Here is a 13,269-nt window from a genome sequence, read left to right on the forward strand (position 1 = left end):
TATAGATAAATTATTCACCTCCAAAGCCCTACCTGCCCGGCATCGCTAAAACCCCTTATAAATAGCACCTTCACGCCAAATGGATTAAATAATAATAATTTTCATTCCTATTAACATTTGGATATATTCTTGCAGTCTCGTTGGCTGAATCAAAATGGATACCCGATGAAAGCTTTGACCACGATGCAGGCCGCCTATTGGGTAGGCCGACAGTCCGCTCCTCCCCTCGGCGGCATAGCCGCCCACCTGTATGCGGAATTCGACGGCGGCGAGCTGGACATCGCCCGGCTGCGCCAGGCTGTCGAGGCGCTGTACCTGCACCATCCGCTGTTACGCCTGCGCATTACCGATGATGGCCGGCAGACGATCGCGCCTTCCGGCCCCCGGCACTCCTTGCATATCGACGACTGGCAACATGCCGATGAAGCGACGCTGGCGGCCGCGCTCGCCGCCAAACGCCAGGCGAAAAGCACCCAGCTGCTGCCGCTGGAGCAGGGCGTGCCCTGCGATATCAGCCTGAGCCTGTTGCCGGAGGGGCGCAGCCGCCTGCATGTCGATCTCGATATGATCGCCGGCGATGCCATGAGCTTTCGCCTGTTGATGGAAGATCTGACGGCGTTTTATTACCAGTGCCCGCCGGCGCCCCCCCATGACGTGCCGCCGGCCTACTTCGACCACCTCGAACGGCGCGACGCCGACGAGGCGCTACGCCAGCGGCGCGAACGCGGCCAGCGTTGGTGGCGTGAGCGCCTGGCGCAGGTGCCGCCGGCGCCGCGCCTGCTGCGCACGCCGGACCGCTGCCGCAGCGATCGCCTGGCCGTACAGCTGAATGCGGAAGAAAGCCGCGCGCTGGAGAGCGCCGCCAAACGGCATCACACCTCGCTCTCGACGCTGTTTTTAGCGCTGTTCGCGCTGGCCGTCGGCCAGGGTTGGAACATGACGCGCTTTCGGCTCAACGTGCCGCTGTTCCACCGCGAGAGTGAACGGGAGGACGCGCATCGCCTCATCGGCGATTTCTCTAACCTGGTGCTGCTCGGCGTGGAGCTGAACCCGACGGAAAATCTGAGCGCTTTCTGCCGGCGCCTGATGGCACAGCTGGCGGAGCTGATCGAGCATGCGGATTACCCCGGCGTCAGCGTGATGCGCGATCTGTCGCGCCTGCACGGCAGCCTGCAGCCTTCGCCGGTGGTGTTTACCGCCGGTTTTGGCATCCGCGGCAAGACGCTGTTTTCCGAACGGGTCACCGACACCTTCGGCCATCTCGGCTGGGTCATCTCTCAGGGGCCGCAGGTGGCGCTGGATGCGCAGGTCGCCCACGTCGACGACGGTATTCTGATCAACTGGGACGTGCGGCTGGATGCGTTCCCCGAGCAGGTGCTGCCACGCCTGCTGGCCTGTTACCGGGCGCTGCTGCACTTGGCCGCGCGGCAAACGGAGGCGTTCGATCGCCCGCTGTCGCAGCTGTTGGCGCAATGCACGCCCGACGCGCTGGCGCAGCAGGCGCCGGTGCGCCAGGTGCTGCATCGGCTGCTGGCGCGGGTGGCCCCCGGGGCCGGCTTGCGCGACCACGACGATATCCGCCGGTTGGCCTTGCCGGATGCCGGGGTGAACGCGCTGCTGACGGTGCTCAACAAGTATCTGGCGGCGGCGCTGACGGCGCAGGATCTGGCGGCGCACTCCTCCCCTGCGGCGCTGGCGGCGCTGATCTGCCAACGCTCGCCCGAGGCAGGAAAGCATGCGAAAACGCTGCTCGCCGCGCTGGCACCGCAGCACTGAGATCGGTTTCCGGGCGCGCGGCGCCCGGCTCGTTTTAATCGGTTAGCGACTATAGGGAAGTACCATGGAGACAGCATTAACCGCACTGCAGCAGGCCTATCTTCTGGGCCGCAGCGATCGATGGCCGCTCGGCGGCGTGGCGATGCACGACTTTCGCGAATACCGCGCCCGGCAGCCGGATATGCCGCGCTTTGAAGCGCGCCTGACCGAGCTGGTACAGCACTACCCGGCGTTGCGCACCTGCATCGATGTGCAGCGCGGCACGCAGCACGTACGCCCGGAGGTGACGCTGCATCTGGATCGTCACGATCTGCGCGCCCTTGATGGCGAAGCGGCGCAGCGCCAGGTCGAACAACTGCGCGAGCGTTACTCCCATCAGCGCCACGATCCGAGCCAACCGCTGTGGCGCATCGCCGTGATCCAACTTGCCGAACAGCAGGATCCGACGGGATCGCCGTACGATACGCTGATCTTTACCAGTTTCGATGCCTTGATCCTCGACGGCCAAGGGATCTCCACCGTGATCGCGCGCCTGTTCGACGATCGCCCTCTGACGCGGACCGCCGCCGCGCTGCCGCTCCCCGCCGCATCGGCGGCGCAACGGCAGGCCGACGCCGCCTACTGGCGCGAAAAGCTGCAGGATGTCACCACGCCGTCGGCGTTGCCGTGGCGCGCCCCGCTCGCCAATCTCACCTCATCGCGCTATCGCCGCGCCAGCCTGACGCTGCCGCGCGATACGATAAAACGGCTTGGCCGTCTGGGATCGCCGCATGCGCTGCTGCGCAACAGCCTGCTGTCGGCGCTGATCCTAGATACGCTGGCCCACTGGACCACCGACGGCGAGCTGTGCGTCGGCGTGCCGGTAGCGTTCCCCGCCGCCGACGGCGCTCTGGGCAACGCCTCCAGCTTCGTGGCGGTGCGCTATTCCCGCCACGGCGAAGACTTTATCCAACGCGCGCAAGCCTTACAGGACGACGTGCTCGGCGCGCTCGACCACCTGACGTTTTCCGGCGTCGATCTGGCGCGGCAGTTGCTCGGCCAAAGCCAGGGCGGCCCGGCGCTGCCGGTGATCCTGACCAACTGCCTGGGCTGGGAAACGCTGCCGGCCGAGGCGCCGGTGCGCTTCCACGACGGCCTGACCCAAACGCCGCAGGTCGCCATCGACATTCGCCTGACGCTGGACAGCGAAAAAAACCTGCAGCTGTGCGTGGACTACGCCGAGCAGGCGCTGCACGGCGAGCAGGTAGAAGCCATGCTGGCGGCACTGCAGCGACGCATCCTGCACAGCTGCCAACGGGCCGACCTGGCGATCGCGCCGCGGGACTTCATCGATCTGACGCATTACCGCCACAACGACAGCGAAGCGAATTACGCACCTTATCCTTATTTGGCGCAGCTGGCCGAGCGGCTGTTCGGCGTACAAAACGGCGGCAACGCGCTGATCTGCGGCGAACAGACGCTGACCTACCGCGAACTGGGCCAGCGGATCGCCACGGCGATCGCCAACCTGCAGAGCCGCGGCGTGCAGCCGGGCAACGTGGTGGCGCTGTATCTGCCGCGCAGCCCGGAACAGATCATCTTCAGCCTCGCCTGCGCCCTGCAGGGCGTGATCTGGGTGCCTGTCGATATCAACTCGCCGCCGGAGCGCACCGCCTACCTGCTGGAAAACTGCCGGCCGACGCTGGTGGTGCACGGCGGCGATCTGGAGACGCCGATCGGCGTAACGCCGGCGGCCCTGCTGGCGCCGACGGATCGCGCGCCTGCGCTGCCGGATGAACAGACGTTGGCGGAACGCAGCGCCAGCCAGGCCGCGAGCTACTACCTGTATACCTCCGGCACCACCGGTAAACCCAAATGCGTGGTGCTCAACAACCGCGCCACCGCCAACGTCGTCCACCAGACCCAGCAACACTGGGCGGTCACCGCCGACGACGTCTTCATCTCCGTCACGCCGCCGCACCATGACATGTCGATGTTCGATCTGTTCGGTTCGCTATGCGCCGGCGCTACGCTGGTACTGCCGGCGCCGCATCAGGAAAAGGACGCCATCAGCTGGAACCAGCTGGTGGAAAAGCACCGGGTCACCCTGTGGTGTTCGGTGCCCGCCATTCTGGAGATGCTGCTCACCTGCAAAACGGCCGACAGCCTGCGTTCGCTGCGCCTGGTGGCGCAAGGCGGCGACTACATCAAGCCGGCGACGGTGCAAACCCTGCGCACCCTGCGCCCGGATCTCGCGCTGTTCTCGCTCGGCGGGCCGACCGAAACCACCATCTGGAGCATCTGGCACCCGATCGCCCCGCAGGAGAGCGGCACCGTGCCTTACGGCCGCCCGCTGCCGGCCAACCGCTACTTCATCTGCCATGACGACGGCAGCCACTGCCCGGCCGGCGTGGTCGGCCGCATTCATACCGCCGGGGTCAACCTGGCGTTGGGCTATCTGGAGCAGGGGGAGCTGAAGCAGCATGACTTCGTCACCCTCGAAGGGCCGGACGGGCAACCGCTGCGCGCTTTCCGCACCGGCGATCAGGGCTACTACCGTGCGGACGGCAACATCATGTTCGCCACCCGGGTGAACGGGTATGTGAAGATCCGCGGCGTGCGCGTCTCGTTGCCGGAAATCGAAGATGTGCTGCGCCGCCATCCGGCGATCCTGGATATGGTGGTGGTGGACTATCCCAGTGGAGAGAACAACGAAGCGGCGCTCGGCGCCCTGTATCTGACCCGCGACGGCAAACCGCTGCCGCTGTCCGAGATCCGCGCCTTCGCCACCGGCTATCTGCCCTGCACCCATATTCCCACGCGCTTTATCCATGCCGAGGCGCTGCCGCTGTCCGCCAACGGCAAAACCGACCGCCATCGCATCCGCGCCGACCTGAGCGACCAGCAAACCGCGCCGGCGCTGAACGCCTGTGCGGCGCCGCCGCCGAACGCGCCTTTGGCGCGCAGCGCAGAGATCCTGACTATTTACTGGCAGGCGATCGGCGTAACGCCACGCCCGGAATGGGGGGAAGAGACGGCGTTTATCACCATGGGGCTGAAGTTGCCGCATATCAAACAGGTGGCGGAGCGCCTCAATGACGCTTTCGGCACCCGGCTGGTAAGCAGTTCGCTCCTGCCATGCAAGAACGCGCGCGAAGTGGCGGCATTGCTGGCCAATTGATGCCATAAAACTCGGGCGGGGACATCCCCCGCCCGCACTTTATCAGGCAGGCAACGCCGTCAGAGCCGCCAGCGGTTGTTCCCAGGCTTCCCGCTGCAGCGCGCGCAACAGAAACTCTTGCAGCGCCTCGCCATAGTCCAGCACATCCTCCGTCGGGAACTGTTCCAGATAAATATCGATATCGACCTGCAGATCGCGGGCGTCGGTGCGGCCGCGATAAGTCAGATTAAAACCGTCGCCCGAACCGCCGGCCAATACGCGGCGGGTGCCGCTGCAGCCGGTAAACCGGGGCGCATCGAAGGGTTGCACGTTGATGAAAGGAGAAATAAAGAAGCGCGAGTCTGGCTCCACGCCGCGATCGGCGGCCAGTTGACGCAGGCGGTAGCCGGCGTGGCTGCGCAGCTCCCGCAGTTGCTGCGCCATCGTCATCAGAAAATCTCCCAGCGTCGCCGACGGGGGTGGCGACACCAGCAGCGGCAGCGTGTTGACCGCCAGCGAAGGCACGTTGGTGGCAGCCTGCCCGCGGCGATTCATCGCCGGCATCCACATCGGCAGCGTATCGCCTTGTCGGGTGTCGCGCGGCATCACCTGAAACAGCCAGGCCGCCGACAGCGCCACCAGCAAGTCGGGCCAATTGATGCCGCTGCGTTCCGCCAGCTGTGCCAGCCGTTGCGATACCGCCGCCGGCAGCCGGTGGTGGGTGCTTAGACGCCGCACGCCATAGGCCTCACCGCCCTTGCGCACCGTCGGCAGCGCCTGCGACGGCGGCAGATAGCTCTGCCAAAAGCGCCGATCGCGCTCGCATCGCTCAGAATCAGCGTAGGCCAGCTCGGCCTGTTGAAAGGCGTCAAAGGCGCCAAAGGGAATACCCGCGCTGCCTTCACCCAGATAGTGCGCATATAACGCGGCGCAGCGGTGTTCAATCAAGGCCATGCCGAAGCCATCAACCAGAATATGGTGCGCACGCACGTACCAGAGGTAGCGCTCCGGCCCCAGCTTGAGCAGCCAGGCGGCGGCTAGCGGCTCGCTGTGCAGCGCCCGGCGCTGCGCGATATCTTCGCGCATCAGGCTTTGCGCCGCCTGCCAGGGATCGCCGTGCGTTTGCAGATCGATGCGTTGTAATGGCGGTATGCGTTGTGGATCGTGCCGTAACGGCGGAGGAGCGTCGCCACGCCGCTCACCAAAGCGCAGGGCAAACGCCTGCGTCTCGGCGAGGGTAGTGGCGATCGCCCGGCAGAGCGTCTCTTCCTCTACCGCGCCGCACAGTTCGGTGCAGTGTGCGACGGTGGACAGGGTCTGCCCGGGGTGCAAGGTGTGTTCTTCCCAGAAATCAAGCTGCGCTGGCGCCAGCGGCAACCATTCAGAGGCCAAAGCGGTGTCCGACATGTTACCTACCTTTGATAAGCCCGAATAAAGACGCCGAACGGGCGTAACCCCGCCGTTCAACGGCTTTTGCGTGTCTCCATACATCATCAAATGAAAATGATAATAACATCTATTATCATTTCTATTAATTTGGTAACACTTTAGATTCTGTTAAGCGGGGATGCAAGTCGCGCAATAGGGCAAAGAAAAGAAAGCGGCAGATTGAAGGGCCATAAAAACAAAACGCCCCGGCACAACTGCCCGGGGCGTTTTTAACATCGACGAGACTCGGCGATTAGGCCTGATTGGCCGGCTTCACCTTCTGCGCCAGAAACTCCGTTTCGTAGGCCAGCGCCTTCTTGCGATCGAACTGGTGCTCCCATTTGGCGATCACCAATACCGCCAACGCGTTACCCACGACGTTCAGCGCGGTGCGCGCCATATCCAGGATACGGTCCACGCCGGCGATGAACGCCAGGCCTTCCAGCGGAATACCGACGCTGCCCAGCGTGGCCAGCAGCACCACGAACGAGACGCCCGGCACGCCGGCGATCCCTTTCGAGGTGACCATCAGCGTCAGCACCAGCACGATCTCCTGCCCCAACGACAGCTCGATGCCGTACAGCTGGGCGATAAAGATGGCGGCGATGCTCTGGTACAGCGTCGAGCCATCCAGGTTAAAGGAGTAGCCGGTCGGCACCACGAAGCTGGTGATCGACTTGGGCGCGCCGTAAGCCTCCATCTTTTCGATGATGCGCGGCAGCACCGTTTCCGAGCTGGCGGTGGAATAAGCCAGGATCAGTTCGTCTTTCAGGATGCGGATCAGCGTCCAGATGCGCAGGTTGCACAGCCGGGCGACCGCCCCCAGCACCACCAGGGCGAAGAACGCGATGGCGAAGTACACCAGCACCACCAGTTTGGCCAGCGGCAGCAGCGAAGCGAAACCGAAGTTGGCTACCGTGACCGCAATCAGGCCAAACACCCCGATCGGCGCATAGCGCATGATCATGTGGGTGACTTTGAACATGCTTTCGGACACCGCCTTGAACACCTTCAGCAGCGGTTCTTTGGTCTCTTTCGGCAACGACGACAGCCCCAGACCGAACAGCACCGAGAAGAAGATAATCGGCAACATGTCGCCCTTGGCCATCGACGAGAAGACGTTCGACGGGATCAGCGACAGAATAGTCGCCACCAGGCTGTGCGAACCGCTTTGCACCTGTTCGGTGGTTTTCTCATACTGCGAAATGTCCACCGTGGTCAGCGTCGACATATCGATGCCGTGGCCGGGTTGGAATACGTTGGCCAACGTCAACCCCACCACGATGGCGACGGTGGTGATCACTTCGAAGTAGATAATGGTTTTCAATCCGATGCGGCCCAGCTTTTTCGCATCGCCCACACCGGCAATACCGACGATCAGCGTGGAAATAACGATCGGCACCACAATCATCTTGATCAGACGAATAAAGATATCGCCCGCCGGGCTGAGAATATTACTCACCAGCCACTCACGAGATTCGGTCTGGTTGTGCAATACCGCGCCAACAATAATACCCAGCACCAACGCGATCAGGATTTGCCAAGCCAGGCTAATTTTTACACTTTTCATACCCAAAAAGTCCTCAAAGACCCTTTTCGCCGTACAAAGTCGCAACACGGCGAAAAGAATACTTAATCATTTATTACAGGCTTATGTTAATTCAGTGGAAGCGTTCACCTGCCCTGGGTGCGACGCAGTATAAATCTGTATCATCCGGGCGGCATGCTCTGCAAGCCTTGATTTGTCAGGGTTGAGCGCTGAATCGAATAACAAAAATTTCGCGTTACTATTTCAAACGGCATAATTGCTTGTTATTAAAAACATAATTTTTCATACAATGAAGCACGTAAGCACGCCGGAGACGATTTTTTGAACGCCATTAAAATGCGTTATTTTTCACCCATTCTGCATATTTAATCCGCATAAAATGTTTATATTTTGTTACTTAAAAGTCAAATAAATGAGAATTGACCGAGTGACACTTTCGGCCATAAATGCAGCGCCACTTTATATTCAGATTAAAAAACGAACGATATCGCAGAGCGAATGCCATAAGGCATCATCCAACCTTTCATCAGGAATTAAGGTTAATAAAACGTTATTTCACGATGTGTCGTCCATCGTTATATGGTGTTAATACCAACTTCGAATATTAATAGCGAAAAATAATCCAAAAAGATTTATAGCGAGAAATAATTATGACCCTGCGCGTATCTATTAATAGAGAGGCAGTTACCCCCTTCTTTGTTTATTCTTTTTTGTTCTTTATATAAGTGTTTTTGGTTAAAAATGCGGGTTTATGGGGATTTAAGCACCAAAGAGATAGATATGCCCTGCAAATGCGACAGAACGATTACAAATCAATATCTTTGTTGCGTGATCTGCCGCGCAAAAAAGAAACAAAGAATCGTAGCAAACTATACTTAACCTTCAGTTGACATATCATTAACAACTTCAAGGAGAAAAGCTATGAGCCAACTGCATAAACACGCTATTCCTTCTGCAATTGCAGAACGCGCCCTGATTAATCCGGCACAATACCAAGAGTATTATCAACAGTCGGTTCAAGACCCAGAGGCTTTCTGGGGTGAGCATGGCAAAATCCTGGATTGGATCAAACCCTATACCAAAGTTAAAAATACCTCGTTCGATCCGGGCCACGTCAGCATTCGCTGGTTTGAAGACGGCACGTTGAACCTGGCGGCCAACTGTCTGGACCGCCATTTGGCCGAGCGCGGCGACCAAACCGCCATTATCTGGGAAGGCGATGACCCGACCCAATCCAAAAAAGTGACTTACAAACAGTTGCACCATGACGTCTGCCAGTTCGCCAACGTGCTGAAAAAGCTCGGCGTGAAAAAGGGCGACGTGGTGGCTATCTATATGCCGATGGTGCCGGAAGCGGCGGTCGCGATGCTGGCCTGCGCGCGCATCGGCGCCGTACATTCGGTGATCTTCGGCGGCTTCTCGCCGGAAGCGGTCGCCGGGCGCATTATCGACTCCAACGCCAAGCTGGTGATCACCGCCGATGAAGGCCTGCGCGCCGGCCGCGCCGTGCCGCTGAAAAAGAACGTCGATGATGCGCTGAAAAATCCCAGCGTGGTCAGCGTCGCCAACGTGGTGGTGTTCCAACGCACCGGGAAGCCGGGCTACTGGCAGGAAGGGCGCGATCTGTGGTGGCATGAGCTGATCCAGGGCGTCTCCGCCGACTGCCCGCCGGAAGAAGTGAACGCCGAAGATCCGCTGTTTATCCTGTACACCTCAGGCTCGACCGGCAAACCGAAAGGCGTGCTGCACACCACCGGCGGCTACCTGGTGTACGCCGCGATGACCTTTAAATATGTGTTTGACTACCACGACGGCGACATTTACTGGTGCACCGCCGACGTGGGCTGGGTTACCGGCCACAGCTATCTGCTGTACGGCCCGCTGGCCTGCGGCGCCACCACGCTGATGTTCGAAGGCGTGCCTAACTATCCGGGCGTCAATCGCCTGTCGCAGGTGATCGACAAGCACCAGGTCAACATTCTGTATACCGCGCCAACCGCCATTCGCGCCCTGATGGCCGAAGGCGACAAGGCGATCGAAGGCACCCGACGCGATTCGCTGCGCATCATGGGCTCGGTCGGCGAGCCGATCAACCCGGAAGCCTGGGAGTGGTACTACAACAAGATAGGCAACGCAAAGTGCCCGATCGTCGACACCTGGTGGCAAACCGAAACCGGCGGCTTCATGATTACCCCGCTGCCGGGCGCCACCGAGCTGAAGGCCGGTTCCGCCACGCGGCCGTTCTTCGGCGTACAGCCGGCGCTGGTCGATAACGTCGGCACACCGCAGGAAGGCGCCTGCGAAGGCAACCTGGTGATCGTCGACTCCTGGCCGGGCCAGGCACGCACCCTGTTCGGCGATCATGACCGCTTCGAGCAAACCTACTTCTCGACCTTCAAAGGCATGTACTTCAGCGGTGACGGCGCCCGTCGCGACGAGGACGGTTACTACTGGATCACCGGCCGCGTCGACGACGTGCTGAACGTCTCCGGCCACCGTCTGGGCACCGCCGAGATCGAGTCAGCGCTGGTATCGCACCCGAAAATCGCCGAAGCGGCGGTGGTCGGCATTCCTCATAACATCAAAGGCCAGGCGATCTACGCCTACATCACGCTGAACCACGGCGAAGAACCGACGCCGGAGCTCTATACCGAAGTGCGCAACTGGGTGCGCAAAGAGATAGGGCCGATCGCCACGCCGGACGTGCTGCACTGGACAGATTCGCTGCCCAAGACGCGCTCCGGCAAGATCATGCGGCGTATCCTGCGCAAAATTGCCGCCGGCGACACCAGCAACCTGGGGGACACCTCCACGCTGGCGGATCCGGCCGTAGTGGACAAGCTGTTGGAAGAAAAACAATCAATGAAAGTGCCGTCATAATTTACGCCGCTTCAGGCCGTTCATTCGGATAACGCGCCGTTGAGCGGCCCTGGCGCGGCGTAATCTCTCAATACCGACTGGAGACACTCTGATGAATGACACCATTTATCAAGGGATTGAAGAAAACCCGCGCTTTAAAGAGCTGGTGAGAAAACGCGGCCGGTTCGCCTGGCTGCTTTCGCTGATTACGCTGGCGCTGTACGTCGGCTTTATTCTGTTAATCGCCTTCGATCCGCAATGGCTCGGCACGCCGATCGCCGCCGGATCGACCATCACCCGCGGGATCCCGGTCGGCGTCGGGCTGATCGTGATCTCTTTCGTCTTGACCGGGATCTACGTGTTTCGCGCCAACGGCGAGTTCGATCGCCTCACCGCAGAAATTCTGCGTGAGGTGAAACAATGAAGCGCTTATTCTCTGCCACCGCGCTGCTGTTGCTGCCCGGTCTGGCCTGCGCCGAAGCCATCGGCGGCGAAGTGCATCGTCAGCCGCTGAACATCCAGGCGATCGTGATGTTTATCCTGTTTGTCGGCGCCACGCTCTACATCACCTATTGGGCGTCCAAACGCACCCGTTCCCGTCAGGATTACTACACCGCGGGCGGGCGCATCACCGGCCTGCAAAACGGGCTGGCGATCGCCGGCGACTTCATGTCTGCCGCCTCGTTTCTCGGCATCTCCGCCCTGGTCTACACCTCGGGCTATGACGGCCTGATCTATTCCATCGGCTTCCTCATCGGCTGGCCGATCATTCTGTTCCTGATCGCGGAGCGCCTGCGCAACCTCGGCCGCTATACCTTTGCCGATGTCGCCTCTTACCGCCTAAAACAGAAACCGATCCGTACCCTGTCGGCCTGCGGCTCTTTGGTGGTGGTGGCGCTGTATCTGATCGCGCAGATGGTCGGCGCCGGCAAGCTGATCCAGCTGCTGTTCGGGCTCAACTACCACGTGGCGGTGATCCTGGTCGGTATCCTGATGGTGCTGTACGTGCTGTTCGGCGGCATGCTGGCCACCACCTGGGTGCAAATCATCAAGGCGGTGCTGCTGCTGTCCGGCGCCAGCTTTATGGCGCTGATGGTGATGAAGTCGGTTAACTTCGACTTCAACACCCTGTTCGCCGAAGCGGTGAAGGTGCATCCGAAAGGCATCGCCATCATGAGCCCAGGCGGCCTGGTGTCCGATCCGATTTCCGCGCTGTCGCTCGGCCTGGCGCTGATGTTCGGCACCGCCGGTCTGCCGCACATCCTGATGCGCTTCTTCACCGTGAGTGACGCCAAGGAAGCGCGCAAGAGCGTGTTCTACGCCACCGGTTTTATCGGTTATTTCTATATCCTGACCTTTATCATCGGCTTCGGCGCCATCTTGCTGGTCAGCGCCAATCCGGCCTTCAAAGACGCCACCGGCGCGCTGCTGGGCGGCACCAACATGGCGGCGGTCCACCTGGCCAATGCCGTTGGCGGCAACTTCTTCCTCGGCTTTATCTCGGCGGTGGCCTTCGCCACCATTCTGGCGGTCGTTGCAGGCCTGACGCTGGCCGGCGCCTCGGCCGTTTCCCACGATCTGTACGCCAGCGTGATGAAAAACGGCAAGGCAACCGAGCGCGACGAACTGAGAGTATCCAAGATCACCGTTGTGGTGCTAGGCATTGTCGCCATTGCCCTGGGGATTTTGTTCGAGAAGCAGAACATCGCCTTTATGGTCGGGTTGGCGTTCTCCATCGCCGCCAGCTGTAACTTCCCTATCATCATCCTGTCGATGTACTGGTCGCGTTTGACCACTCGCGGCGCGATGATTGGCGGCTGGCTGGGCCTGCTGACGGCAGTGATTCTGATGATCCTCGGCCCGACGATCTGGGTGCAGATCCTCGGCCATGAAAAACCGATTTACCCGTATGAATATCCGGCGCTGTTCTCGATGATTGTCGCCTTTGTCGGTACCTGGCTATTCTCGATCACCGACAGCTCGCTGGCCGGGCAGCAAGAGCGGGAACGCTTCCGGGCTCAGTTTGTCCGTTCGCAAACCGGGTTGGGCATCTCTCAGGGTAGCTCGCATTGACCGAATAATAAGTGAAAAAAGCAAACACACCCTAATCAAAGGCCCTTCGGGGCCTTTTCTCTGGCTGTTTTGTCGGAGAAACAGCGCAGCATAGCTGCGCTTTTTTGCGTTTTACGCATAGCAAAAAGCCCTGAACGTCAGTTCAGGGCTTTCGGCTTGGTTTGATGCCTGGCAGTGTCCTACACACTTCGTCTCATCCTCCGACTCTCCCCTCCGGGGCCGCCGCGAGCGCCGTTACGGCCCGTGCCCGACGGGCCTATCGCATGCCCATGCGCGAGCAGAACCCCAGATACCAGACAAAACAAAAAGCCCCATGCGTTCGCATGAGGCTTGTTGTTTTATTTGATGCCGGGCAGTGTCCTACTCTCGCATGGGGAGACCCCACACTACCATCGGCGCTACGGCGTTTCACTTCTGAGTTCGGCATGGGGTCAGGTGGGACCAC

Annotated in this window: 7 protein-coding genes and 1 rRNA gene; 5 read left to right on the forward strand and 3 right to left on the reverse strand. The window is 60.5% G+C overall.

All coding sequences use genetic code 11. The features are described 5' to 3' along the window. The first annotated feature begins 165 nt into the window (after positions 1–165). Together REA38_RS20730 and REA38_RS20735 are read left to right on the forward strand one after the other, a co-directional pair. Entirely contained in the window at positions 166–1,776 is a 1,611-nt protein-coding gene (locus REA38_RS20730; RefSeq protein ID WP_164040413.1) for a condensation domain-containing protein, read from the forward strand. A 64-nt stretch (positions 1,777–1,840) separates the two neighbouring features. Continuing rightward, positions 1,841–4,936 carry an amino acid adenylation domain-containing protein gene (locus REA38_RS20735; protein ID WP_308886557.1) on the forward strand — a complete coding sequence of 1,032 codons (3,096 nt, stop codon included), beginning with the start codon at positions 1,841–1,843 and terminating at the stop codon, positions 4,934–4,936. 42 nt (positions 4,937–4,978) lie between these two features. On the opposite strand, the gene REA38_RS20740 is transcribed toward REA38_RS20735, so the two are convergent. Together REA38_RS20740 and gltP are read right to left on the reverse strand one after the other, a co-directional pair. Then, positions 4,979–6,322, reverse strand: coding sequence for a condensation domain-containing protein (locus REA38_RS20740; protein WP_033655144.1), 1,344 nt, complete (start codon positions 6,320–6,322; stop codon positions 4,979–4,981). A gap of 274 nt (positions 6,323–6,596) precedes the next feature. Then, on the reverse strand, positions 6,597–7,913 hold the full coding sequence (gene gltP / locus REA38_RS20745) for a glutamate/aspartate:proton symporter GltP (RefSeq protein WP_015376334.1): 1,317 nt from the start codon (positions 7,911–7,913) through the stop codon (positions 6,597–6,599). A gap of 900 nt (positions 7,914–8,813) precedes the next feature. Between gltP and acs the strand changes: the two genes are divergently transcribed. The 3 genes from acs to actP all read left to right on the forward strand — a co-directional run bounded on the left by acs (position 8,814) and on the right by actP (position 12,824). Beyond that, positions 8,814–10,772: an acetate--CoA ligase gene (gene acs, locus REA38_RS20750; protein WP_033655143.1), complete on the forward strand. Its 1,959-nt coding sequence runs from the start codon at positions 8,814–8,816 to the stop codon at positions 10,770–10,772. Positions 10,773–10,863: 91 nt separating this feature from the next. After that, positions 10,864–11,175: a DUF485 domain-containing protein gene (locus tag REA38_RS20755; RefSeq protein ID WP_004930047.1), complete on the forward strand. Its 312-nt coding sequence runs from the start codon at positions 10,864–10,866 to the stop codon at positions 11,173–11,175. Then, positions 11,172–12,824: a cation/acetate symporter ActP gene (actP, locus tag REA38_RS20760; RefSeq protein WP_033649946.1), complete on the forward strand. Its 1,653-nt coding sequence runs from the start codon at positions 11,172–11,174 to the stop codon at positions 12,822–12,824. Before REA38_RS20755 ends, actP begins: the two co-directional genes overlap by 4 nt. A 347-nt stretch (positions 12,825–13,171) precedes the next feature. Here actP and rrf read toward each other — a convergent pair. Continuing rightward, positions 13,172–13,269, reverse strand: a 5S ribosomal RNA gene (rrf, locus tag REA38_RS20765); the annotation flags it as partial.

The sequence above is a fragment of the Serratia sp. MF1(2023) genome (assembly GCF_030954545.1).
GTDB classification, from domain to species: Bacteria; Pseudomonadota; Gammaproteobacteria; order Enterobacterales; family Enterobacteriaceae; genus Serratia; species Serratia sarumanii.

Excerpts from the sequence above, each read along its gene's own strand:
- REA38_RS20730 (WP_164040413.1), top strand. The coding sequence starts at position 166 with ATGAAAGCTTTGACCACGATGCAGGCCGCCTATTGGGTAGGCCGACAG.
- REA38_RS20735 (WP_308886557.1), top strand. The coding sequence starts at position 1,841 with ATGGAGACAGCATTAACCGCACTGCAGCAGGCCTATCTTCTGGGCCGC.
- REA38_RS20740 (WP_033655144.1), bottom strand. The coding sequence starts at position 6,322 with ATGTCGGACACCGCTTTGGCCTCTGAATGGTTGCCGCTGGCGCCAGCG.
- gltP (WP_015376334.1), bottom strand. The coding sequence starts at position 7,913 with ATGAAAAGTGTAAAAATTAGCCTGGCTTGGCAAATCCTGATCGCGTTG.
- acs (WP_033655143.1), top strand. The coding sequence starts at position 8,814 with ATGAGCCAACTGCATAAACACGCTATTCCTTCTGCAATTGCAGAACGC.
- REA38_RS20755 (WP_004930047.1), top strand. The coding sequence starts at position 10,864 with ATGAATGACACCATTTATCAAGGGATTGAAGAAAACCCGCGCTTTAAA.
- actP (WP_033649946.1), top strand. The coding sequence starts at position 11,172 with ATGAAGCGCTTATTCTCTGCCACCGCGCTGCTGTTGCTGCCCGGTCTG.